This window comes from Sphingomonas sp. M1-B02 (genome assembly GCF_026167525.1).
In the GTDB taxonomy this organism is placed as follows: domain Bacteria; phylum Pseudomonadota; class Alphaproteobacteria; order Sphingomonadales; family Sphingomonadaceae; genus Sphingomonas.
In genome coordinates, this window is sequence record NZ_CP110679.1 from 3,358,529 (window position 1) to 3,380,914 (window position 22,386).

The 22,386-nt window shown below is 65.9% G+C and carries 25 protein-coding genes; 12 read left to right on the forward strand and 13 right to left on the reverse strand.

Annotated features, from left to right (window positions below; genetic code table 11):
• Positions 1-86 precede the first annotated feature (86 nt).
• Positions 87-725 carry a lipoyl(octanoyl) transferase LipB gene (lipB, locus tag OKW87_RS16215; protein WP_265541033.1) on the reverse strand — a complete coding sequence of 213 codons (639 nt, stop codon included), beginning with the start codon at positions 723-725 and terminating at the stop codon, positions 87-89.
• A 98-nt stretch (positions 726-823) separates the two neighbouring features.
• Between lipB and OKW87_RS16220 the strand changes: the two genes are divergently transcribed.
• Complete coding sequence (locus OKW87_RS16220) at positions 824-1,660, forward strand: glycerophosphoryl diester phosphodiesterase membrane domain-containing protein (RefSeq protein ID WP_265541035.1); 837 nt, start codon at positions 824-826, stop codon at positions 1,658-1,660.
• The gene (locus OKW87_RS16225; RefSeq protein ID WP_265541036.1) at positions 1,657-2,394 is read left to right on the forward strand and encodes a hypothetical protein; all 738 of its coding nucleotides are present in this window, start codon (positions 1,657-1,659) and stop codon (positions 2,392-2,394) included. The genes OKW87_RS16220 and OKW87_RS16225 overlap by 4 nt, the downstream gene beginning before the upstream one ends.
• Here OKW87_RS16225 and OKW87_RS16230 read toward each other — a convergent pair.
• The 3 genes from OKW87_RS16230 to OKW87_RS16240 all read right to left on the reverse strand — a co-directional run bounded on the left by OKW87_RS16230 (position 2,361) and on the right by OKW87_RS16240 (position 4,370).
• Positions 2,361-2,957: a GNAT family N-acetyltransferase gene (locus OKW87_RS16230; RefSeq protein ID WP_265541037.1), complete on the reverse strand. Its 597-nt coding sequence runs from the start codon at positions 2,955-2,957 to the stop codon at positions 2,361-2,363. The genes OKW87_RS16225 and OKW87_RS16230 overlap by 34 nt on opposite strands.
• Positions 2,958-3,081: 124 nt before the next feature.
• Positions 3,082-3,924 (reverse strand): oxygen-dependent coproporphyrinogen oxidase, encoded by an 843-nt coding sequence (gene hemF / locus OKW87_RS16235; RefSeq protein WP_265541038.1) that lies wholly within the window; start codon positions 3,922-3,924, stop codon positions 3,082-3,084.
• Positions 3,921-4,370: a tRNA (cytidine(34)-2'-O)-methyltransferase gene (locus tag OKW87_RS16240; protein WP_265541040.1), complete on the reverse strand. Its 450-nt coding sequence runs from the start codon at positions 4,368-4,370 to the stop codon at positions 3,921-3,923. The genes hemF and OKW87_RS16240 overlap by 4 nt, the downstream gene beginning before the upstream one ends.
• A 245-nt stretch (positions 4,371-4,615) precedes the next feature.
• Between OKW87_RS16240 and petA the strand changes: the two genes are divergently transcribed.
• The 5 genes from petA (at position 4,616) to OKW87_RS16265 (ending at position 8,609) form a co-directional block, all read left to right on the forward strand.
• Positions 4,616-5,200 (forward strand): ubiquinol-cytochrome c reductase iron-sulfur subunit, encoded by a 585-nt coding sequence (petA, locus tag OKW87_RS16245; RefSeq protein WP_265541042.1) that lies wholly within the window; start codon positions 4,616-4,618, stop codon positions 5,198-5,200.
• Positions 5,201-5,212: 12 nt separating this feature from the next.
• Positions 5,213-6,502: a cytochrome b gene (locus OKW87_RS16250; protein ID WP_265541043.1), complete on the forward strand. Its 1,290-nt coding sequence runs from the start codon at positions 5,213-5,215 to the stop codon at positions 6,500-6,502.
• A gap of 15 nt (positions 6,503-6,517) precedes the next feature.
• Positions 6,518-7,351, forward strand: a complete 834-nt coding sequence (locus OKW87_RS16255; RefSeq protein WP_265541044.1) for a cytochrome c1 — start codon at positions 6,518-6,520, stop codon at positions 7,349-7,351.
• Positions 7,352-7,430: 79 nt separating this feature from the next.
• Positions 7,431-7,970 (forward strand): adenine phosphoribosyltransferase, encoded by a 540-nt coding sequence (locus OKW87_RS16260; protein WP_265541046.1) that lies wholly within the window; start codon positions 7,431-7,433, stop codon positions 7,968-7,970.
• A gap of 99 nt (positions 7,971-8,069) precedes the next feature.
• Entirely contained in the window at positions 8,070-8,609 is a 540-nt protein-coding gene (locus tag OKW87_RS16265; RefSeq protein ID WP_265541048.1) for a hypothetical protein, read from the forward strand.
• Between the two features lie 40 nt (positions 8,610-8,649).
• Here OKW87_RS16265 and OKW87_RS16270 read toward each other — a convergent pair whose 3' ends face one another.
• From OKW87_RS16270 to OKW87_RS16285, 4 genes are read right to left on the reverse strand one after another with little or no spacing between them, the layout of a single operon-like run.
• Entirely contained in the window at positions 8,650-9,099 is a 450-nt protein-coding gene (locus tag OKW87_RS16270) for a MaoC family dehydratase (protein ID WP_265541049.1), read from the reverse strand.
• 40 nt (positions 9,100-9,139) lie between these two features.
• On the reverse strand, positions 9,140-10,408 hold the full coding sequence (locus tag OKW87_RS16275; RefSeq protein ID WP_265541050.1) for a nucleotide pyrophosphatase/phosphodiesterase family protein: 1,269 nt from the start codon (positions 10,406-10,408) through the stop codon (positions 9,140-9,142).
• Positions 10,409-10,445: 37 nt separating this feature from the next.
• Positions 10,446-11,798, reverse strand: a complete 1,353-nt coding sequence (locus tag OKW87_RS16280; RefSeq protein WP_265541051.1) for a hypothetical protein — start codon at positions 11,796-11,798, stop codon at positions 10,446-10,448.
• Entirely contained in the window at positions 11,798-12,556 is a 759-nt protein-coding gene (locus OKW87_RS16285; RefSeq protein WP_265541054.1) for a MauE/DoxX family redox-associated membrane protein, read from the reverse strand. The genes OKW87_RS16280 and OKW87_RS16285 overlap by 1 nt, the downstream gene beginning before the upstream one ends.
• A gap of 41 nt (positions 12,557-12,597) precedes the next feature.
• On the opposite strand from OKW87_RS16285, the gene OKW87_RS16290 reads away from it, so the two are divergent.
• Entirely contained in the window at positions 12,598-12,993 is a 396-nt protein-coding gene (locus OKW87_RS16290) for a MerR family transcriptional regulator (protein WP_265541056.1), read from the forward strand.
• 45 nt (positions 12,994-13,038) lie between these two features.
• Here the strand turns inward: OKW87_RS16290 and OKW87_RS16295 are convergent, their stop codons facing one another.
• Together OKW87_RS16295 and ychF are read right to left on the reverse strand one after the other, a co-directional pair.
• On the reverse strand, positions 13,039-13,470 hold the full coding sequence (locus OKW87_RS16295; protein WP_265541058.1) for an NIPSNAP family protein: 432 nt from the start codon (positions 13,468-13,470) through the stop codon (positions 13,039-13,041).
• Positions 13,471-13,624: 154 nt separating this feature from the next.
• Complete coding sequence (gene ychF / locus OKW87_RS16300; protein WP_265541059.1) at positions 13,625-14,722, reverse strand: redox-regulated ATPase YchF; 1,098 nt, start codon at positions 14,720-14,722, stop codon at positions 13,625-13,627.
• Positions 14,723-14,976: 254 nt separating this feature from the next.
• Here ychF and OKW87_RS16305 point away from each other — a divergent pair, with 254 nt between their 5' ends.
• Positions 14,977-15,966: a transferrin-binding protein-like solute binding protein gene (locus tag OKW87_RS16305; protein WP_265541060.1), complete on the forward strand. Its 990-nt coding sequence runs from the start codon at positions 14,977-14,979 to the stop codon at positions 15,964-15,966.
• A 196-nt stretch (positions 15,967-16,162) separates the two neighbouring features.
• Complete coding sequence (locus tag OKW87_RS16310; protein WP_265541062.1) at positions 16,163-16,879, forward strand: Crp/Fnr family transcriptional regulator; 717 nt, start codon at positions 16,163-16,165, stop codon at positions 16,877-16,879.
• Here the strand turns inward: OKW87_RS16310 and pth are convergent.
• The 3 genes from pth to OKW87_RS16325 all read right to left on the reverse strand — a co-directional run bounded on the left by pth (position 16,845) and on the right by OKW87_RS16325 (position 19,233).
• Positions 16,845-17,414 (reverse strand): aminoacyl-tRNA hydrolase, encoded by a 570-nt coding sequence (pth, locus tag OKW87_RS16315; RefSeq protein WP_265541064.1) that lies wholly within the window; start codon positions 17,412-17,414, stop codon positions 16,845-16,847. The genes OKW87_RS16310 and pth overlap by 35 nt on opposite strands.
• Before the next feature lie 80 nt (positions 17,415-17,494).
• Complete coding sequence (locus OKW87_RS16320) at positions 17,495-18,112, reverse strand: 50S ribosomal protein L25/general stress protein Ctc (RefSeq protein WP_265541066.1); 618 nt, start codon at positions 18,110-18,112, stop codon at positions 17,495-17,497.
• 245 nt (positions 18,113-18,357) lie between these two features.
• Complete coding sequence (locus OKW87_RS16325) at positions 18,358-19,233, reverse strand: TraB/GumN family protein (protein ID WP_265541068.1); 876 nt, start codon at positions 19,231-19,233, stop codon at positions 18,358-18,360.
• 93 nt (positions 19,234-19,326) lie between these two features.
• Here OKW87_RS16325 and OKW87_RS16330 point away from each other — a divergent pair, with 93 nt between their 5' ends.
• Positions 19,327-20,193, forward strand: a complete 867-nt coding sequence (locus OKW87_RS16330; RefSeq protein ID WP_265544161.1) for a glycine--tRNA ligase subunit alpha — start codon at positions 19,327-19,329, stop codon at positions 20,191-20,193.
• Positions 20,160-22,352: a glycine--tRNA ligase subunit beta gene (gene glyS / locus OKW87_RS16335; RefSeq protein WP_265541069.1), complete on the forward strand. Its 2,193-nt coding sequence runs from the start codon at positions 20,160-20,162 to the stop codon at positions 22,350-22,352. Before OKW87_RS16330 ends, glyS begins: the two co-directional genes overlap by 34 nt.
• The last annotated feature ends 34 nt before the right edge of the window (positions 22,353-22,386 follow it).

The window sequence follows — 22,386 nt, forward strand, 5'->3', positions numbered from 1 at the left end:
ATTTGGACAGCGGACGTGCCGTTATCTCCCAAACCGAGGTAGACATTAGACGGTTTAAGGCAGGCCCTCAAGACTCATATTGGCCTTCACGGGTTCAGAGCGTCCAAAAATGGCGAGAATGTGGCAGAAAGCGCCGAATCCAGCGCTTCCGGGGACACGCTTTTTTTCAGTTCGGCAGCGCTGGTTACCGGAAAGTCGGCGATTCCGCATGGCACGATGCCGGTGAAGTGGTTGAGATTCGGCGAGAGATTGATCGCGAAGCCATGCAGCGTGACCCATTGCCTGATTCGCACGCCGATCGCCCCGATCTTCGCCTCGCGGCCCTGATCGAGCGTCCAGATGCCGATGCGGCCGGGCGCGCGGAACGCCTCGATCCCGACATGGTCCAGCGCGGCGATCACCCAGCCTTCGAGCGCGTGGACATAGTTGCGCACGTCGCGGCGGCGGTTGCGCAGGTCGAGCACGACGTAGCCGATGCGCTGGCCGGGGCCATGATAGGTGTAACGCCCGCCGCGCCCGGTGCGGTGGACCGGGAAGCGGGCATCGAGCAGCTCGGCCGCGTCGGCGCTGGTCCCGGCGGTGTAGACCGGCGGATGCTCGAGCAGCCAGATCAGTTCGCGCGCCGCGCCCGCGGTGACCGCGGCGGCGCGCGCCTCCATCTCGGCGATCGCCGGGGCATAATCGACCTGCTCCGCAGAGACGCGCCATTCGATATCGGATGTCATGGCAGGGCGATTGCGCGTCTCCGGGCATCTTCGCAAGCATTGGCAAGGACACGGGGGACAGCTAACATAATGGACGCGGACCTGGGGAAGCGAGTGCAATGGTGAAGATGGGAACCGTCTGGGACCGGACGGCGGAATTCCTGAGCGACAATATCGGTGCCCTGCTGCCGATCTCGCTTCTCGCCTTCTTCGTGCCGGCATCGATCGAGGGCAATTTCGAAGCGGCGATGGTGGGCGCGACGCCGGGCCTGGTTATCACGCTCTATCTGGTGCAACTCGCCTTTGCGATCTTGTCGGTCTGGGGGTCGCTGGTGATCACGGCGATGGCGCTCGATCTGGCGTCGAGCGAGACGGCGGGCGCGCTCGCTGGGCGGCGGCTCGGGCCGGCGTTGCTGGTGTGGATCGTGATGCTCCTGGTGATCATGGCGATGGCGCTGCCCATTCCAATGGTGCTTGCCGCGAACGGCGCCGATGCGATGGCGATCGCGCGGGGCGAGGATATGGCGATCAGCGGACCAGTCGCGACCTTCGTGGCGCTCTACGCCCTGCTGCTGCTGGTCCTGTTATTCTGGCTGGCCGCGCGGCTGATCGTGGCCACTCCGGTGATCGTTCGCGAGAACCGCATGTTCGGCGCACTGCGCCAATCGTGGCGGCTGACGCGCGGGCTCGCGCTGCGGATCGTCGGGGTTCTAATCCTTTATGCGATCGTCAGCTGGGTGGCGCAGCTGGCGGCGAACACCGTGTTCGGCAGCATCTTCGCGCTGGTCGCCGGGGGCGGCGAGGGCGTGACGCTGGCGGGGGTGCTGACCTCGATCGTGGTGGCGGCGGTGCAGACCGCGTTCATGGTGATCGCCGCGGCCTTCACGGCCAAGCTCTATCTGGCGCTCACTGCGCAAGCGGGCCTCCGCACCGCCACTGCCGTTCCCGTCCTATGAGTTTCAGCTTTGCCGGCGTGTTCGCCGACGCCGCTGCGCTCTGGCGCGGCGAGCGTGATTTGCTCCTGCGCGTGGCGGGGGTGTTTTTCCTGCTGCCGATCCTGGGGGTCGTGCTGCTGCTCTCGATGCTCGAGCTTCCGGACGATGCAACCGCGGACCAGCTCCGCGCTGCGGTTGCGGCTTTCTATCAGGCCAATCTGGGGGCGGTCCTGCTTGCAAATCTGACGATCAACTTCGGCAGTTTCGCGGTGCTCAACCTGTTCCTGCAGGGCGGTGGGCGGACGCTGGGCGAAGTGCTGAAGTCGACGCTGCGCCGCTTCCTTCCCTTCCTGGCGATCGATGTCGTCGCGGGTCTGCTCTTCGCCTTGGGGGCGTCGCTTTTCCTGCTGCCGGGGCTTTTCGCGCTTTCGCGCACCTGGCTCGCCGCGCCGGCTTTTGCCGCCGATCCCGGAAAGGGGGTTATCGACGCGTTCCGGCAGGGCTGGCGGCGCAGCGGCGGGTTCGGCTGGATCGTGATCGCCGGGGCCGCATCGCTGACTTTGGTCGCGGCACTGCTGGCGATCCTGATCGCGGGGACCGTGCTGGGCGTGGTTTCCGGCCTGGTCGGCGGCGGGGAGCCGATCATGATCGTCGCCAACCTCGTGACCGCCTCGATCGGGGCATTGGCATGGACCGCGCTCGCGGTGATGCGCGTGTCCTTTTACCGCTTGAGCGAACCCAAGCAGGGGATCTGAGGCGCGACGTCGGCGGGGAGGAGACCTGCGATTCGCGGATCGGCAAAGGTCTCGACCGTGCGCTTATAGGCAATGAAGCCGTGACGCCGGTAAAAGCCCAAAGCCGCGGGGTGATCGAGCGTGCAGGTGTGGACCCAGACGCGCTCCACCCCTTTGCGCCACGCCAGGGTCAAGGCGTGGGCCATCAGCCAAGTGCCATGGCCCTTGCCGGTCAGCTCCGGGACGAGTGCGAAATAGGATAGCTCGCAGGCCCCCTCGACGCGGAAATCGAGCTCGATCATGCCGAGTTCGATCCCGGCGCGGTCGGTCGCGGCGTAGATCTCGACCTTGGGGTCGTCGAGGATGCGGCGCAGGTCCGCATCCGCCATCACCAGCCGCGAGAACCACAGCCAGGGTGCGCCGACGCGGCGGAAGAGCGTGCGATAGCGCTCGCTTGCCGGGGCGGTCCAGCGGGCGAGCGAGAGGATCGAGGGCGGGGCAGGGCGCGGGCGCGGCTTCTCGCGCATTTCGAGCGAGGTGACGATGGTGGCGATCTGGTCGTTCGCGACGGGGATCAGGGGCATGCCATCGTCTCGTAGTCGACCTCTCCCTTCCCACCGCCTGCGGCGGCGGGCCCCTTCCCTCTCCCGGCGGGAGAGGGAGGGAGGCGCCGAAGGCGCCGGAAGGGTGAGGGTGACGTGTGGCTTTTCAAGCCCATGTCGCGACGGGCGGCAGGCTCATCAGGATCGCGTCGATATTGCCGCCGGTCTTGAGGCCGAACAGGGTCCCGCGATCGTAGATCAGGTTGAACTCGGCATAGCGCCCGCGCCATTCGAGCTGCTGCGCCTTGTCGGCATCGGTGAAGGGCATGTTCATCCGCGCGCGGACGATTCGCGGATAGACGTCGAGGAAGGCGCGCCCAACATCCTGGGTGAAGACGAAATTGGCGTCCCAATCGCCCTCGAGATGATCGAAGAAGATGCCGCCGACGCCGCGATGGACCTTGCGGTGGGGGATGTAGAAATAATCGTCGGCCCATTGCTTGAAGCGCGGATAATATTCGGGATCGTGCGGATCGCAGGCGGCCTGGAGCGCGGCGTGAAATTCGTCGGTGTCTTCGTCATAGGGGATCGGCGGGTTGAGGTCCGCGCCGCCCCCGAACCAGCGCTTGGTGGTCACCAGGAAGCGGCAGTTCATGTGCACCGCAGGAGCGTGCGGATTGGCCATGTGCGCGACCAGGCTGATGCCCGTGGCGAAGAAGTTCGGATCCTCGCCGGCGCCGTGGATCGATTTGGCGAATTCGCTCTCGAAGCTGCCGCCGACGGTGGAGACGTTGACTCCGACTTTCTCGAACACCTGTCCCTTCATCACTCCGCGCACGCCGCCGCCGCCATGTTCGCCGCTCGGATCTATGCGGTCCCAGGCGGTATAGTCGAAACGCGCGTCCGAGCCGGCTTCGCGCTCGATCGATTCGAACTCGGCGCAGATCGCATCGCGCAGCGATTCGAACCACATCCGCGCGGTCGCCTGCTGGTCGTCCATGTCGATCATGTTGGAAATCCCCCTGTCTGCCGCAGTGCTTCGGCCAGACCGATGCCCGCTGCAACGGAGAGGTTCAAGGATCGCGTGCCCGATTTGAGCGGAATGCGCACTGCCTCGTCGGCGCGGGCATGCACGAAATCGGGCGCGCCCGCGCTTTCCGATCCGAACAGCAAAGTGTCGCCCGGCTCGAACGTGGCATCGAGCAACGGCGTGCCGCCGCGCGTCGTGAACAGGATAAGCCGGCCGGGAAGCGCCGCGACGAAAGCGTCCCAATCGGCGTGGCGGCGGATCTCGACCTGCGCCTCATAATCCATCGCCGCGCGCTTGCGGCCCTTGTCGCTCCAGGGAAAACCCATCGGCTCGATCAGGTCCACCGCAACGTCGAAGCAGGCGCCAAGTCGAAGGACGGCGCCGACATTGCGGGCGATGTCGGGCTGAAACAGGGCTAGTCGCATCGGAGGCGAATAGCGCGAGGGCGGCAGGGCGTCATCCCGCTTCTTCGAACCACGCTTCCGCGAAAGCGGACAGGCGACGAAGGCCGGTTGAAGCCGCCCCCGTAAAATCCCTGTTGGCAAAGCCGTCCGGCCACGTCTATCAGGCCCGGCAGCCACCGGGGGCACCGGGCGGTTAGGGCGCGTTGCGTCCGCGTCTGTTACCGCGCGCTCGTCGCGGCGAAGTTTCGAAGTGCAAGGGCTGAAGCATGGCAACGCTAGAAGACGGTGTTTCCCCCACCCAGACGGTGATCGCATCGGGTGAAGTGGTGGAGAATCCGCGTCGTCGCGACTATCTCACGATCGCCGCAGTATCGTTCGCAGGCGTCGGCGCCGCGGTGACGGTGCTGCCGCTGATCAATTCGATGAATCCTTCGGCCGACGTGCTCGCCCTTTCGAGCACCGAACTCGACGTCTCGGCGATCGAGCCCGGCCAGGCGATCAAGACGAGCTTCCGCAAGCAGCCCTTGTTCGTACGCAACCTGACCCCGGCCGAAGTCGCCGCGGCAGATGCGGTGCCGATCTCGAGCCTGCGCGATCCGCAGACGCTGGAAGAGCGCACCAAGGAAGGCAAGACGAACTGGCTGATTACGCTGGGCGTGTGCACCCATCTCGGCTGCGTGCCGCTGGGTGCGGGCGAGGGCGAGAATCGCGGGCCGTTCGGCGGCTATTTCTGCCCCTGCCACGGCTCGGCCTATGACACCGCCGGCCGTATCCGTCAGGGGCCGGCACCCACCAACCTGGTGGTTCCCGATTATGCATTCACGTCCGACACTGTCGTCGTGGTCGGTTGAGGATAGACGCAGATGAGCTTCCCCTGGGCACGCCAGTACGAACCGAAATCGCCGCTCACGCAGTGGATCGACAGCCGTCTCCCGCTGCCGCGGTTCGTCTATAATGCAGTCGGCGCCGGATATCCGGTGCCGCGCAACCTCAATTATTTCTGGAACTTCGGCGTGCTCGCCGGGGTCTGCCTGGTCATCCAGATCGTCACCGGGATCGTGCTCGCGATGCACTTCCATTCCTCGGCCGCGGGCGCGTTCCAATCGGTGAACGGCACAATCATGCGCGACGTCAATGCGGGCTGGTTCCTGCGTTTCGCGCACGCCAACGGCGCCAGCATGTTCCTGCTGGTGATCTATATCCACATGTTCCGCGGGCTCTATTACGGTTCGTACAAGGCGCCGCGCGAGATGGTCTGGCTGATCGGCGTGGTGATCTTCCTGCTGCTGATGGCCACCGCCTTCATGGGCTATGTGCTCCCCTGGGGGCAGATGAGCTTCTGGGGCGCGCAGGTGATCACCGGCTTCTTCTCCGCCATTCCGGTGGTAGGCGAATGGGTCCGGGTCTGGCTGCTCGGCGGCTATGCGCCCGACGATGCGACGCTGAACCGCTTCTTCTCGCTCCACTATCTGCTGCCGTTCGTGATCGCAGGCGCCGTGATCCTCCACATCTGGGCGCTGCACATCCCGGGCTCGGGCAATCCGACCGGTGTGGAAGTGAAGGGCGAGCAGGATACCGTGCCTTTCCATCCATATTACACGGCCAAGGACGGCTTCGGGGTCGGGGTGTTCATGATCCTCTTCTCGACGCTGATCTTCTTCTACCCCGATCTGCTGGGCCATCCCGACAATTATGTCGCGGCGAACCCGCTGTCGACGCCAGCGCACATCGTCCCCGAATGGTATTTCTGGCCCTTCTACGCGATCCTGCGCGCCTTCACCGCGGACTTCATCATCTCGGCGAAGCTGTGGGGCGTGATCGCGATGTTCGGATCGATCCTGCTGCTGTTCTTCCTGCCCTGGCTCGACAAGTCGCCGGTGCGCTCGGCGAACTTCCGCCCGATGTACCGCATCGCCTTCTGGGTGCTGGTGGTCGACGTGCTTATACTCGGCTATTGCGGCGGATCGACCGCGACTCCGGCGATCGTCATCATCAGCCAGATCACCGCCGCTTATTATTTCGCGCACTTCCTGATCATCGTGCCGATCATCTCGCGCCTCGAGCGTCCCAAGCCGCTGCCCAACTCGATCACCGAGGCAGTGCTGGGCGATCATGGTGGCTCGCGGATGAGCGAAACGGCGTTGAGCGCGTAAAGGGGATCTGAGAAAATGCTTCCGCTGTTCATGCGCTCGATCAAGTTCCTGATCGGTTTCGCCTTCGTCGGCGTGCTGATGCTTGCTCTGGTCGGCACCATCATCGACACGATCCAGGAGCCCCCGCAGAAGACTGCGGAGGAGGAACTCCATCATCATCCCAAGAAGCTCGATCTCGCTTCGAACGGGCCATTCGGCAAGTTCGACAATGCGCAGATCCAGCGCGGCTTCCTGGTCTTCGAGAAGGTTTGCGCGAGCTGCCACTCGCTCAACATGGTCTCGTTCCGCGATCTCGAGCAGATCGGCTATAGCGAAGCCGAAGTGAAGAAGATCGCCAAGGACTGGCCGGTCAAGCAGCCGGTGCAGGACGAAAAGGCCGGCACCTGGGGCGAGCGCGACAATCTGGCGTCTGATCGCTTCCCCAAGGTCTTCTATCCGGGCACCGGCTCGCCGCCCGACCTTTCGCTGATGGCCAAGGCGCGGCACGACGGCGCGGCCTATGTCTATTCGCTGCTGACCGGATATGGCCATGAGCTGACCCCGGAGCAGCAGAAGCGCTTCCCGGGCGCCGTCACTCCCGAGGGCATGTATTTCAACCCCTATTTCGCCAACCTCAATATCGCGATGCCGCCGCCGCTGAACAGCGACGATCAGGTGACCTACACCGACGGCACGCGTGCGACGGTGGACCAGATGGCCAAGGACGTTTCGGCCTTCCTGGTGTGGACCGCCGAGCCGACCATGCAGACTCGCCACCGCGCGGGCCTTGCCGTGGTGCTGTTCCTGCTGATCACCACGATCCTCGCTTATGGCGCGTATCTGACGGTGTGGCGGGGCGTGAAGCACTAGGCTTCGACTTCGTACTGATTTGATGGAGATCCCGCCCGGGCAGTGCCCTGGCGGGATTTCTTTTGGCCGGAGGCCGATCATGAGCGCGCGCAACGACGATATCCGAGACCGCATTCGCACCATTCCCGACTTTCCCAAGCCCGGGATCCAGTTTCGAGATATCACGACCTTGCTACTCGATGCCGAGGGGCTGCGGCTTACGATCGAGCGAATGGCCGAGGGGGTTGCGGGCCCGATCGATCTCGTCGCGGGAATCGAAGCGCGCGGCTTCCTGTTCTGCGCGGCGCTGGCGGTGCGGCTGGGCACCGGTACGCTGCTGATTCGCAAGGATGGCAAGCTGCCCGGCGCGACGATCGCCGAGGATTACGCGCTCGAATATGGCACCGACAGGATCGCGATACATGCCGATGCCTGCGCGCCCGGCGCACGGATATTGCTGGTCGACGACTTGATCGCCACCGGCGGAACCGCGCGGGCAGCGGTGCGGCTGCTGCGCAAGGCGGGGGCCGAGGTCACCCAGGCGGCCTTCGTGGTCGACCTGCCCGAGCTCGGCGGGGCCGAGGCGCTGCGCGGCGACGGAATCGCGGTCAACGCGCTGGTGGCGTTCGACGGCCACTGAGGGACGGGAACCTCTGGCACGGCCACAACGTTCTCAAGGCATTAACGCAAGAAATGGCCGCCGCGGCAAGCCTTGCTGCCGCCTGAGAGGACCTTACGCATGACGATCCGTCGCATCGCCCCCATCGTGCTTCTCGTCGCCCTGGGCCTCGGTACTGCTGCCTGTACCGATGATCGCTACGGCCGCTATGGCTATTCCGCCATCTCCGTTGGCGCCGGCGGACCCGGTTATTATGACGATGGCTATGGCTACGCCAATTATGGCGCAGCGGGCTCCTACTTCGGCTGGTATGGCGACTATTATTATCCCGGCCAGGGCTATTACGTCTACGATCGCAACCGCCGACCCCACCGCTGGAACGATGGCCAACGCCGCTATTGGGAAACCCGCCGCAGCAATTGGCGCGGGGATCGCCGCGAAATCCGCGCGAATTGGCAGGATTTCAGGTCCGAACGCCGTGACGATCGCCAGGACTTCCGCACCGAGCGTCGCGGCGATCGCAACGCCTATCGCCAGGGCCAGGTCAGCCGGCCCGAGTTTCGCCAGGACCGGCGCGAGGACCGGCAATCGTTTCGTCAGGACCGCCGCGGTGACCGGCGCGCACTCAGCCGGGAAAATCGGCGCGACCGGCGCGACTAATCTGGCAACATCAGCGCATATGATGGCGCTGCCGCGAGATTCACTCGTTGGGGCGCCGGCGCATTAGAGCGATCGCGATGAAGCGAAGAACTGGTTCGTCCTTCTGGTTGAAGGTCGTCATCTGGCTTCGCACGCTGCCCATCTCGGGCCGGCTTTGCGAGGGGCGGACTTCCAGCGCCTCGCTCTCGCAGCGCAACGTGTCGCCCGGATAGACCGGCTTCAGCCAGCGCAGTTCGTCGACGCCCGCGGCGCCCAGGCTGGCCTGTGGATGCTCCTTCATATGCGCGACGAACATCGCCATGGTCATCGCGCTGGTATGCCAGCCGCTTGCCGCGAGCCGGCCGAAATGGGTCTGCGCCGCCGCCTCGTCGGATAGATGGAACGGCTGGGGATCATATTTCCCGGCGAAGTCGAGGACCTCTTCGCGGGTTACTTCATAGCGGCCGAAGCTGCGCTTCATCCCGACTTCGATATCATCCAGATACAGCATGACTTGGGTTTCGTTGAGAAACCGAAATTTGGCAAGAGGCCTATCGAACGAGCGCCCCTGCGAAGGGCGCATCGCTGCCATCCAGATCCGACCGGGCGGGCAGCTTCAGCAACGTGCGCAGCAGCGGATAGACGTCGGTCGCCTCGAAGGGCCCGAGCCGCGTCGGCCGGAATGCCGGCCCGTGTGCGATGAACAGCGCGGCCATATCGGGCGACTGATTGTCATAGCCGTGATTGCCGCCGGTGAAGGGCTTGGACGCGGGCTTGTCGTTGATCAGCCAGCCGGTCTCGGCGAGGCAGAGGATCGGCGGGACGCGCGGATTCCTGCCATAATGGAAGCGCGCCGGGATCTCGCGCTTGCGCCAGCATTGCATGTGCGGATGCGGGCGCAGCAACGCCGTCTCGACCGCCGCCTCCTTGCCCGGCAGCGGGGTCAGCGCGGCATAGGGTCCATATTCGAGCAGGTCGATCGAATCGCGTGCGACGACATCGCCGATCAGGATCACGCGCTCGCTGCTCGTCGCCGCCATGCCGTGATCCGATACAATGACGAGGTTGGCGGGCTGGCCCAGTTCGGCGAGCCCGGCGACGAGGTGGCCGATCTCTTTGTCTGCCGTTGCCACGGCCGCGATCGTGCGCGCGTCGGCGGGGCCGAAATCGTGCCCGACGCTGTCGACTGCGTCGAAATAGAGCGTCAGCAGGCGCGGCCGGATCGCCGCGGGCCGCCGGAGCCAATCGAGGATGCCGTTGATCCTTTGCTCGGGCGTGATCGCCTGATTGAACTGCTGCCAGTCGGAGGGGCGCTCGCCGCCTTCGACTTCCCAGTCGCTCGGCTTCGCCTTTCTGCCGCCGAGCGCGACGTTGGAGCCGGGCCAGAATTGGGTGCCGGTGCGGATGCCGGCATGTTCGGCGTCGAGCCAGATCGGTGAGGCCGCGCCCCACCAGAAGGGGTCGTCGTTGCTCATCGTGAAGGTCTCGTCGGGGCGCGAGGCATCCTTCATCTTGTTCGCCACCAAGCCGTGCCGGTCGGGGCGCAGCCCGGTAACCAGCGTCCAGTGATTGGGGAAGGTCTTGCTGGGGAAGCTGGGCCACATTGGTCCGCTCGCCCCCTCGGCGGCGAGACGCGAGAGGTTGGGGGTGACGCCGCGTTCCAGATAGTCGGGACGAAAGCCGTCGATCGAGACGAGGATCGTCACCGGCGCGCGGGCTTCGGCAAGCGCTGAAGGCTGCGGGGCTATGGCGGGGCCAGTGGCGCAGGCCTGCAGGAAAGCGGCGAGGGCCGCGGCGACGAGCTTCGATGTCCAGCGCATGGCGTGCCCTGCCACGCGATTGTTGCGGCGAAAAGTCCTACTGTCCGAGCGCGAGCCGGGCGAACAGCGTGCCGCTGATCGGCGCCTTGCCATACGCCGCGTCCAGCGCCGCCGGCTTGGCATAGGCCGCGAGCGATCCGCCCAGCGCCAGCTCCGCCGCCTTGCCCAGCGGAATGCGATGGGCATAGCCCGCCTCGAAGCGGGTTATGCGGAAAAGCCGATCGTGGAGCGGATCGGCATGATCGGGGAACAGCTCGTCATTGGCGACATTCTCGATGCGACCGAACAGGCTGTGGTGGCGGGACAGGTCCCAGTTCGCTTCACCCACCCAGGCCGTGAGCGTATCGCCGGGCAGGCGGTTCTTGGCCGAGAAACCGAGCATCGCCGAGAGGCCGCCGCGCGCATAATGGAGGCTCGCGGTGGTGCGCGCCTCATCCTCGCCCGGATGCTGGACTTCGGGCTCCTTGAGCCGGCCGTGGCTGATCTGCGCGGTCCAGTGCGGCGAGGGGGTCCAGGTCGCGCGGACGCTCCAGCTGTCGAGCCGGGGCGTATCGATGTTCCAGCGCGCCTCGTCGGGCTCGCGGCCCTTGAAGGCCGAGCCTTCGAACTGGAAGGCGTCGGTCTTCGCGCCCGCGGTGACGACGCCGTAAGTGATATGCGTGCTGTCGAACCAATGGTGGCCGATCGGCGAGAGCGGCAGATAGCGCGCGGAGCGGCGGTGCATGAAGGCGCTGGGGCCGAGCGCGGGCTCGGCGACCGGGCCGCCATAGAGGAACAGGCTGGTGCCCGGAGCTATGTCGACATCGGCGCGGGCGGAGAGCTCCATGAACAGATCGTGCGGATGCTGGCGATCGACCAGCGGGCGGCCGTTGGCGGTCTCGCCGGTGGCGAACAGGTTCGGATAGCCGCGCCGGCCCATTGCGGGCTCGAGGCTGAGCATCGCGCGAAACTCGATGCGGGCATATTCGGCGATCGGGCGCGAGGCGCTGAGCATCGCCATCGACTGGACGACCGCCATATCGTCGCCGCGCGGGCCGCCTTGATCGGTATAGACGCCGGTGAGCACGCCGTGCGCCATCAGCATCCAGTTGCCGGTGGTGGTGGCATGGAAGCCGCGCATCGCGCCCTCGGCCGCGGGGAGCAGCGCCGAGCCCGATCCGCCGACCGCGTTGGCGCCCATCCCGGGCATCGCGGCCATGTCGTGCATGCTGTGGTCCATCGCCGCCTCCTGCGGCGCGGGGGCGGGCTGGGCTGGCATGTCGTGCATGCTGTGGTCCACCGGCGCCTCCTGCGGCGCGGGGGCGGGCTGGGCGGGCATGTCATGCATCGAATGATCCTGTGCCGCCGCGGCGACCGGGAACAGCAGCGTGGCGAACAGCAGCCGCCGCATCACGCCATCCCGCCGGACGCGCACGTCAGCATCCAGATCGCCATCGCAACCATCATCACATTCTCCGTAAGCGACAGGAAACCGAGCGGCACATTGCTGTCGCCGCCCATGCAGGCGCATTTGAGCGTGCGCCGCTCGATATAGACTGCCTTGAACACCGAAACCGCGCCGGTCCCGCCGATCACGAGCGCAAGCGGCGCTGCGAACCAGGTCAGCGCGCCCGCGACCATCAGCACCCCCGCGAGCCCCTCCGCGAACGGATAGACATAGGCATAGGGCACCCAGCGCCGCGCCAGCAGGTCATAGTTGAGGAACATCGTCGAGAAGCGCTCGACACTCTGCAGCTTGAGCAGTGCCAGCACGCACATGCTGAAAGCGACGAACCATTCGCCGGCGCGCAGCGTGAAGGGCGTGCCCTCCACCGCGAAGCTCGCCGCCAAGGCCATCAGCCCGGTCATCGCGAAGACGGCGATTACCGGTGTGTAGCTCGTAGCGCCCGGGTTTGGCACGGGGCGGCCGAAGAAGCGACGCAGATCATCGTGCCCGCCGATCCGCTTGCCGCCGATGAAAGTCTGCGGGGTGGTGGCGACGCCATGCTCGGCCTTGAACGCGTCCGTTTCGGCGCGGGTGCGCAGCGGCCGATCGTCCACCGCAAAACCGTGACGTTCGAGCAGATGCTTCGATTTCAGGCCATAGGGGCAAATGTGCCCCGGCATGACCATGCGATAGAGCGTCGCCTGCCTGTCCTTTGTCGTCATGCGGCCTATATAGCTTCCGTACCATGGTACGGAGTCAAGCGATGCCCGGGATGACGATCGGAATGTTGGCGCGCGAGGGCGGGGTGGGGGTGGAGACGATCCGCTATTATCAGCGCCGCGGGCTGCTGGAGGCACCAGCGCGGCCCGATCCCTATGGCGGCGTCCGCCGCTATGGCGCGCCCGACGCGCGGCGGCTCAAGTTCATCCGCTCGGCACAGGCGGCGGGCTTCACGCTGGAGCAGATCGGCGAATTGCTCGCGCTCGATGCTACAGACGACCGCGCCCGAGCCCGCGAGCTGGCGCGCGAGCGGATCGCGGCGCTCGATGCCAAGATCGCCGAGATGACGGCGGCGCGGGACTCGCTGCGCAAGCTGGCGCGGGAATGCAGCGCGGGCGGAGCGGGACCTTGTCCGATCATCGCTTCGTTCGAGGGGTAGGGTTGTTCGCGAAAACCAGCACGCCCGGCGATGCTCGCCACAGACCTAGCGCGCCAACCTTATAGGCGGTGAATAGTCGGCCATCGTCATGAACACGCTATCGACCCTCGCCACCAGCTTGCCGCCGGCCTCCGACGCGGCCACCACTGCGCGCCACGCTGGATCTACCCCGAAAGCCTTCCACGCCGCGTCCCTTTGCGCGCGGCTCGGATAGGCAAGCACATAGACCAGGCGTCCTTCGGGCGCGTCTTTGGTCGGCTGCTCATTCCAATAAGCGACGTTATGCATGCCGTGCTTCTCGAAAAGCCGGAGCGTATGGTCGCGAAATCGAGCGTTGAGCGCGGCCAGCTTGCCCGGTGCAGGATGGTAGATCCGCAGCTCATAGACCGCAGTCTCCGGATCGACCGCCGAGTGTTGGGCAGAGGCCGGGGCGGCGGTGGTGACCAAAGCGAGGCAGGCGTACAAGGCATGGCGCATTGACGAACTCCCGATGAGGCAGAAAGGATGGCGGCTTTCGAAAGCGCCGTAGCGGTCTCGTCGCCTTCTCGGTTTCCAGCAGCCTGACCAGGATAGCCGAACGCGGCCAATTGGCGAGACTGCTTCGACCGCAAGCGGCCGCCGCTTCGGCGTCTCAACTATGCAAGAAGTGCATCACGTCGCCGTCCTGGACGACATAGGCCTTGCCCTCGGCGCGCAGCTTGCCCGCCTCGCGCGCCTTGGATTCCCCGCCCAGCGCGACATAATCGTCATAGGCGATCGTCTCGGCGCGGATGAAGCCCTTCTCGAAATCGGTGTGGATCTCGCCCGCGGCCTCGGGGGCGGTGGCGCCGGCGTGGACGGTCCAGGCGCGGGCTTCCTTGGGGCCGACGGTGAAGAAGGTCAGCAGGTGCAGCAATTTGTAGCCGGCGGTGATGACGCGGGCGAGGCCGGTTTCCTCCAGCCCCAGCTCGGCGAGGAAGTCGCCGCGATCCTCGGCGGGCATCGTCGCGATCTCGGCCTCGATCGCGGCGGAGACGACGACGGCCTCGGCGCCCTCGGCCTTGGCCTTGGCGAACACCTTGGCCGAAAGGTCATTGCCGTTGGCGGCATCCTCCTCGTTGACGTTGCAGACATAGAGGACGGGCTTGCCGGTCAGTAGCTGCGCCTGGGCAAAGGCGCGGGCTTCCTCGGCATCCTTGGGCACGGTCAGCCGGGCGGGCTTGCCTTCGCGCAGCAGATCGAGCGCCTGCCCCAGGACCGAGGCGACGACCTTGGCCTCCTTGTCGCCCTGGGTCGCCTTCTTGGCGGCGGCGGGCACGCGCTTTTCCAGGCTTTCGAGATCGGCGAGCATCAGCTCGGTTTCGACGGTATCGGCGTCGGCGATCGGATCTACCTTGTTGTCGACATGCTGGATGTCGTCATTCTCGAAGCAGCGCAGGACGTGGACGATCGCGTCCACCTCGCGGATGTTGCCGAGGAACTGGTTGCCCAGGCCCTCGCCCTTGCTCGCGCCGCGGACCAGGCCGGCGATGTCGACGAAGCCGAGCTGGGTCTCGATGATCTTCTGCGATCCCGCGATCTTGGAGAGCGCGTCGAGCCGCTTGTCGGGCACGCCGACATTGCCGACGTTGGGCTCGATCGTGCAGAAGGGATAGTTGGCCGCCTGCGCCGCTGCCGTCTCGGTAAGCGCGTTGAAGAGCGTGGACTTGCCGACGTTGGGCAGACCAACGATGCCGCAGCGGAAACCCATGAGTGAAAGCCTGTTCGTGCAAAGAGAAAGGATGGCTGCGCCGATAGAGGGTTCACGCCCGCTTTTCCAGCGGGCAAAGGCTGCGTCGCGCGCGGCGCTTGAGCGGCTCCCCAAAAGCCCCTATTGCCGACGCGAGGCCATTACGTTCGAAACCAACGGCCACGGCTCGTCGCTTGACGCATCCCCGTTCATCTGGGGTACAGGCGCGCGAGGCTTTTGCGAATGCATCGCAGTGAATATATTAGGAGTACGGAATGATTCGCCGTCACATCATCATGGGCGCCACCTTGGCGACACTCGCGCTGGCAAGCTGCGGCGGCGGTGACGACGATCCCACCCCGACCCCCTCGCCTACCGCAACCCCCACCCCGACGCCGACTGCGTCGCCGACCTATGCGACCTTCCCGCTGGCAGGCGCAGTCGAGTTCAACACGATCAACGCGGCGACCAGCTATACGGGCGATCCGGCCGCCGGCGCCGTGACGCTGGGCGTCGCGAGCACTGAATCCTTCTCGTCGCGCGTGCGGCTGGCCACCAGCAATGCCATCGCCACCGCAACCTATGTGATCCGCGAGAATGTCGAGGAATCACGCTTCGTGAACGCCAACGTGTCGGTCCAGCCGTCACCGGCGGTGAGCGAGTTCGTGTTCCGCACCATCGACGCGGCGACAGCAGGCAAATTCTCGCAGCTCGAATTCCTGAACAATTCGATTCCGTCGCAGGTCACCAGCGACGCTTCGCTCGCGCTGACCAACGTCAGCTATGCCAATTGGTGGCGCGGCGATTCGACCACGGGCGCGAAGCGGATCACCACTTCGGTATTCGGCTATCAGACCGCGCTGACCGACATGCCTACGACGGGCACCCAGGCCTATGCCTCGCGCGTCGTCGGGCGCCTGGTGAGCGTGACCGGGGCGGCGTCTAGCGTGCTGAGCGTTTCGGGCACGGTCACGACTTCGGTCAACTTCTCGACCGGGCTCGTCGACATGACGCTGAACCTGACCACGATCCCCGCCGCAGGCGGGGCACCGGTAACCTATGGTACCTTCACGGCGCAGGGTGCGATCCCGGTCGGCCAGAACCAATTCACCGGGAGCTTCACCACGGGGAGCCCGCTCTCGGGCACGGTCGCAGGCGGTTTCTTCGGCTCGCAGGGCAAGGAAATCGGCATCACCTTCGCCGCTTCGGGTACCATCGGCGGCGCGAACCAGCGGCTGGTGGGCGTGGTCGTCGGCAAGAAGTAAGCAGGCTCGATCGATCGAAGGGGGCTCCGGGAAACCGGGGCCCTTTTTCGTGCCGAAGCCGCGCTTAGCGATTGAATCGCGGACGAAAACCTATGTTAACATGGGGTGTCGCAAGCTCGGTTAGGGTTTTTCGTCGCGCGCCGATCAGGGGGTTCGACGGTCGGAGTTGAGGCTCCCGCCTCGCCGAGATGCTTACGTGCTGCAAGCTGCCGAGCCATCGCACCCCTGCACATCGCCCAACGCGCTGCTGCGCTCGTTGCATCCGGCCGACCAGAGGCTGCTGAGCCCGCATCTCGCCAGCGTCGCGCTGAAAGCCGGCGAGGTGGTCGAGCGCTCTGGCGTTTCGGCGAGCACGATATTCTTTCCGGAAACCGCCGTCATCTCGGTGCTGGACGGTGCGGGGGAGGCCAGCCGTCCCGACCTCGGCGTGATCGGACGCGAGGGCATGGTCGGGTGGACGATTCTGCTGGGCGATTGCCAGGCCACGACGACCGCGGTCGTGCGGGTGCCCGGCACTTCGCTCGCGATTCGACCTAAGCCATTGGTTCGCGCATCGCATCTCAGCAAGAGCCTTCAGGCCGCGTTGCTGGGCTTCGTGCACGATTTCATGGGGCAGATGGCGGGTACGATCGTATCGAGCGCCGAATCGCTCGAACGTCGCGTCGCGCGCTGGCTGATCCTGCTCCACGATCGGACCGAGGGCGATGCGCTCGCGCTCACCCACGACCATATTTGCAGCGCGCTCCATGTCCGCCGGGCCAGCGTGACCGATACGGTGCATGTCCTGGAGGGATATGGGGCGCTGAAATGCTCGCGGTCGCGGATCGTCGTGCGGGATCGTGCGCGTCTCGAACTCGCCGCGGGGGTGCCCGCGCGCATCAGTCCTGCAGCCGCAACGCCACTTCGCTCATGAACCGCGCGTCGTTGCCCTCGGCCAGCCAAGGCGCCTCAGCGGCGACTGCGCCCAGCATATCGACAAGCGGCTCGATCTCCGCCTTGGCGTAATTGCCCAGCACATAGCCGGTCACGCGATCCTTGTGCCCGGGATGGCCGATGCCGAGCCGGACGCGGCGGAAATCGGGGCCGATATGCGCGTCGGTCGAGCGAAGGCCGTTATGCCCCGCGGTGCCGCCGCCGACCTTTACCTTCACCTTGAAGGGGGCCAGGTCGAGCTCGTCGTGGAACAGCGTTACGTCGGCGGGGGCGAGCTTGTAGAAGTCCATCGCGGCGCGGACGGCGCGGCCGCTTTCGTTCATGAAGGTGCCGGGCTTGAGCAGGACGATCTTCTGCGCGCCGATCCGCCCTTCCTGGGTCCAGCCCTGGAACTGCTTCTTGGGCGCGGAGAAATCATGCACTTCGGCGATCGCGTCGAGCGCCATGAAGCCGACATTGTGCCGGTGCATTGCATATGTGGGGCCCGGATTGCCGAGGCCGACCCAGAGCTGCATCCCAATCCCCAAAAACAAAATCGCCCCCGGGCCCTAAGGCGCGGAGGCGATTTTTTGAACTGTGAAGTTCGGACGGAGGCTTATTCGCCCTCGGCCGCTGCTTCGCTGTCGCCTTCCCCGGCTTCGCCTTCGCTCGACTTGAGCGCCGACGGCGCCACGACGGTGGCGATGGTGAAGTCGCGATCGGTGATCGCCGAGGTCGCGCCCTTGGGCAGCGTGACTGCGGAGATGTGGATCGAATCACCGACTTCGACGCCCTTGAGCGAGATCGTGATGTCGTCGGGAATGTTCGACGCTTCGCAGATCAGCTCGAGCTCATGACGGACGACGTTGAGCACGCCGCCGCGCTTGATGCCGGGCGATTCTTCTTCGTCGGTGAAGATGATCGGCACGGCCACCTGGACGCTGGCATGCTCGGAGATGCGCAGGAAATCGACATGGATCGGGCGATCGGTGACGACGTCGAAGGTCACGTCCTTGGGCAGCGTGCGCTGGCCCGCCACCATCACCACCGAATTCATGAAGTGGCCGGTCATCAGCAGCTTCATGAGCTCGCGCTCGTTGACGTGGATGCCTAGTGGCTCTTCCTTGTTGCCGTAGATCACGGCGGGGACGCGGCCTTCACGACGCAGCGCCCGGGAGGCTCCCTTGCCAACCCGGTCGCGCGTCTCGGCCGACAGCTCAAGCATGTCGCTCATGTGTCGATTCCAATGCGCTTATGTGTTTCAGTTACCATGCGCCGGCAAGCCTCCAGGGATGACCCTGCCGGAACAAGCGCGCGCCTGTAGCGGAAAGAGGGGCGGGGGGCAAGTATAGCTCCTCCCCGGCACGGGGAGGGGGACCGCCGCGAAGCGGTGGTGGAGGGGGCGGGCCGCAAAGGACGTCGCTCGTGGAGAGCCCCCTCCACCAGCTTCGCTGGTCCCCCTCCCCGTGCCGGGGAGGATCAGTAGGGCACCCGCTCGGCCTTCAGCCCGCGCTTGGCCAGCTCCGCTTGCACGCTCGACCCGCCGGCGAGATGCCCGGCTCCCACCGCGACGAACAAGGTCCCCGGTTGCTGCATCCGTTCCGCGATCCAATCCGCCCATTTCTGGTTGCGCTCCACCAGCAGCGTCCTTGCCAGTTCGGGCGAGCGGGCCAGGTCGGCATTCATCATCCGCCCCAGCCCGTCGGCATCTCCCGCGCTCCACGCCGTGATCATCCGGTCGATCGTCTCGCCCGCCTTGGGCAGCTCGTCGATCGTTTCGATCAGCAGCGCGCGCTGCGCCGCCACCGGCAGCCGATCGAAAAAACCGAGCTGCTCGCGCGCGGTCTCCAGTCCGATCACCGGCTTGCCCGCCGCCTTGGCCGCCGCGGTCAGCACCGCTTCGGCGCCGTCTTTCTGATCGTAGCCCAGCTGGCGCAGCGGCGCGGCGGAGAGGGTGGTCGCCGCCAGCCAGGGTTCGGCGCGATCGAGCGCGTCGGGAGCGAGGCCTATTTCGGGCAACGCCGCGCGGAACTTGCCCGCGGCCTCGGCGGGCAATTGGTCGGGCAAGGTGGGGCCGGAGGTCGTCATCCCCAGCTCGGCGACGATCGCCTGCATCTCGCGATCGGGCGGGATGACCAGCTCGAGCACCAGCGCATCGCTGGCATCGAATGCCTTGCGCACCGCTTCGTCCAACCAGCTCAGCCCCGGGCGGAGCATATGCACCGTGCCGAACAGGTAGATCGTCGTGTCCGCGTCCTTCACCACCCACAGCGCCGGATCCGAATCCGTCGCCGGCTTCGGCCCGCAGCCGCCCAGCACCAGCAGCGCCAGCGCCATCATCATCGTCCGTATCATCACGCGACTGAGCGCGGCCCCGCCACCCTTGTCAATCCGGGCCTGCCGCGCCAAAGCGTCGCGCATATGTCCCAGCCTCTCAGCTTCCAGCGCATGATCCTGAAGCTCCATGATTATTGGAGCGAGCGGGGCTGCGTGATCCTCCAGCCGTACGACATGCAGATGGGCGCGGGCACCTTCCACCCCGCGACGACGCTGCGCGCGCTGGGGCCCGAGCCGTGGAACGCCGCCTTCGTCCAGCCCTGCCGCCGGCCCACCGATGGCCGCTATGGCGAGAATCCCAACCGGCTTCAGCATTATTACCAATATCAGGTGATCCTGAAGCCGAGCCCGGCCGATCTGCAGGAGCTCTATCTAGGCTCGCTGGCGGCGATCGGGATCGACTTCACGCGGCACGACATCCGCTTCGTCGAGGATGATTGGGAATCGCCGACGCTCGGCGCCTGGGGGCTGGGCTGGGAAGTGTGGTGCGACGGGATGGAAGTGACCCAGTTCACCTATTTCCAGCAGATGGGCGGCTTCGACTGCAAGCCGGTGGCGGGCGAGCTGACCTACGGGCTCGAGCGGCTGGCCATGTATATCCAGAACAAGGACAGCGTGTACGATCTGGCGTTCAACGATGCCGGGGTGTCCTATGGCGACGTGTTTCTCGAGAATGAGAAGCAGATGTCGAAATGGAATTTCGAGATCGCGGACACCGATGCGCTGTTCGATCTGTTCCGCAAGGCAGTGGCCGAATGCGAGAATTGCCTGGCCGCGGCGCTGCCGATCCCCGCCTACGAGCAGGCGATCCTGGCGAGCCACGTCTTCAACCTGCTCCAGGCGCGCGGGGTCATCTCGGTGGCGGAGCGCCAGGCCTATATGGGCCGCGTGCGCGATCTCGCGAAGGGTTCGTGTGAGGCGTGGATGGCGCACAAGAAGCCTGAATGGGATGCGCGCTACCCGGAGTGGGTGGCGTGACCGAAGACTTCCTCCTCGAGCTCCGCTCCGAAGAAATCCCCGCGCGGATGCAGGAGAAGGCGCGGACCGATCTCGCGACCCTGTTCGGCGATCGGCTGAAAGCGCTCAACCTCGCCTTCGAATTCATCGAAAGCTATGCCACCCCGCGGCGCCTCGCGCTGATCGTCCGCGGCGTGGCCGAGACCACCACCGCGATGACCGAGGAGCGCAAGGGCCCCCGCGCCGATGCGCCGGCGCAGGCGATCGAGGGCTTCCTGCGCTCGACCGGCCTTACCCGCGACCAGCTGGTCGCGCGCGACGACGGCAAGGGCGGGCAGGTGTTGTTCGCGGTGATCGAGCGTCCCGGCGTGGTCGCCGGATCGGTGCTCGCCAGCGCCGCCTCCCATGCAATCCACGCCTTCGCCTGGCCCAAGTCGATGCGCTGGGGTGCACCGTCGATCTCGACCGAGAGCCTGCGCTGGGTCCGCCCGCTCCAGGGGATCGTGGCCTTGCTGGGCGACAAGCTCGTGCCGATCGAAGTCGCCGGGCTCAAGAGCGGCGCCGCGACCGTCGGCCACCGCTTCCACCATCCGGGCGTGATCACGATCGGCTCGGCCAACGACTATGTCGAGAAGCTGCGCGCATGCCACGTCATCGTCGACGGCGCCGAGCGCCGCGGCATCATCGCGGTCGGCGCCAAGATGGCCGCGACGAAGGCGGGACTGACTCTCGTCGAGGACGAAGGGCTGCTCTACGAGAATGCCGGGCTGACCGAATGGCCGGTGCCCTTGCTCGGGCGGTTCGATCCCGAATTTCTGTCGGTGCCGCCCGAAGTGATCCAGCTGACGGCGCGGGTGAACCAGAAATATTTCGTATGCAGGGACGGGGAAGGCAAGCTCGCCAATGCCTTCGTCTGCGTGGCGAATATCGACGCGATGGATGGCGGCGCGCGGATCGTCGAGGGCAATCAGAAGGTGCTCGCGGCGCGGCTGAGCGATGCGCGCTTCTTCTACGACACCGATCTGAAGGTGGCGCTGGAGGAGAGCGCGAAGAAGCTCGAGAAGATCGTGTTTCACGAGAAATTGGGCACGGTGGCCGACAAGGTCGATCGGGTGGCCAAGCTGGCGCGCTGGCTGGTGGAAGAAGGGATCATATCCTGCCCGGCACGGGGAGGGCGACCATCGCAAGGCGATGGTGGAGGGGGCGAGCCACAAGCGACACCCTCCGCGGAGAGCCCCCTCCACCGTCCTGCGGACGGTCCCCCTCCCCGTGCCGGGGAGGATAAGGAGCGCCTCGCCGCCCTCGCCGAACGCGCCGCCCGGCTCGCCAAGGCGGACCTCGTCACCGGCATGGTCGGCGAATTCCCCGAGCTGCAGGGCCTGATGGGCGGCTATTACGCCCTCGCCCAGGGCGAAGACCCCCAGGTCGCCGACGCGGTCCGCGATCACTACAAGCCGGTCGGGCAGGGGGACGAGGTTCCGACTGCGCCGGTTACCGTGGCGGTGTCGCTGGCGGATAAGTTGGACAGCATCACCCAGTTCTTCGGCGCTGATCTCAAGCCGAGCGGCTCGAAGGATCCGTTCGCGCTGCGGCGCTCGGCGCTCGGCCTGCTCGCGTTGATTTTCGATAATGGTCTGCGCTTCCCGCTTCGCGCGGCAGTCAGCAGCGAAGTGCTCGATTTCTTCGCCGACCGCCTCAAGGTTCAGCAAAAGGAAGCCGGCGTCCGCCATGACCTCATCGACGCGGTGTTCGCGCTCGGCGGCGAGGACGACCTCGTTCGGCTGCTCGCCCGCGTCCACGCGCTCCAGGCGTTCGTCATCACCGAGGACGGCAAAAATCTTCTCGCCGGTTACAAGCGCGCCGCGAACATCCTCAAGAAGGAAAGCTTCACTCCCGGCGAAGTCGTCGACAACGAGATGTATGAGGCGGCGCCCGCCGAAGCCGCGCTGATCGAGGCGCTCGATGCCGCCGAGCCCCGCGCCGAGGCGGCTATCGCCGGTGAGGATTTCGAAGCGGCGATGGCGGCGCTCTCGTCGCTGCGCGGGCCGATCGACACCTTCTTCGAGCAGGTCATCGTCAACGATCCCGATCCGTTCAAGCGCGAGATGCGGCTGAGCCTGCTCGCCCGGATGCGCGACGCGGTGCACAAGGTCGCCGATTTCAGCCGGATCGACGGGTGACGATGCCGGCACGACCGACAACGTGATCAGGGTT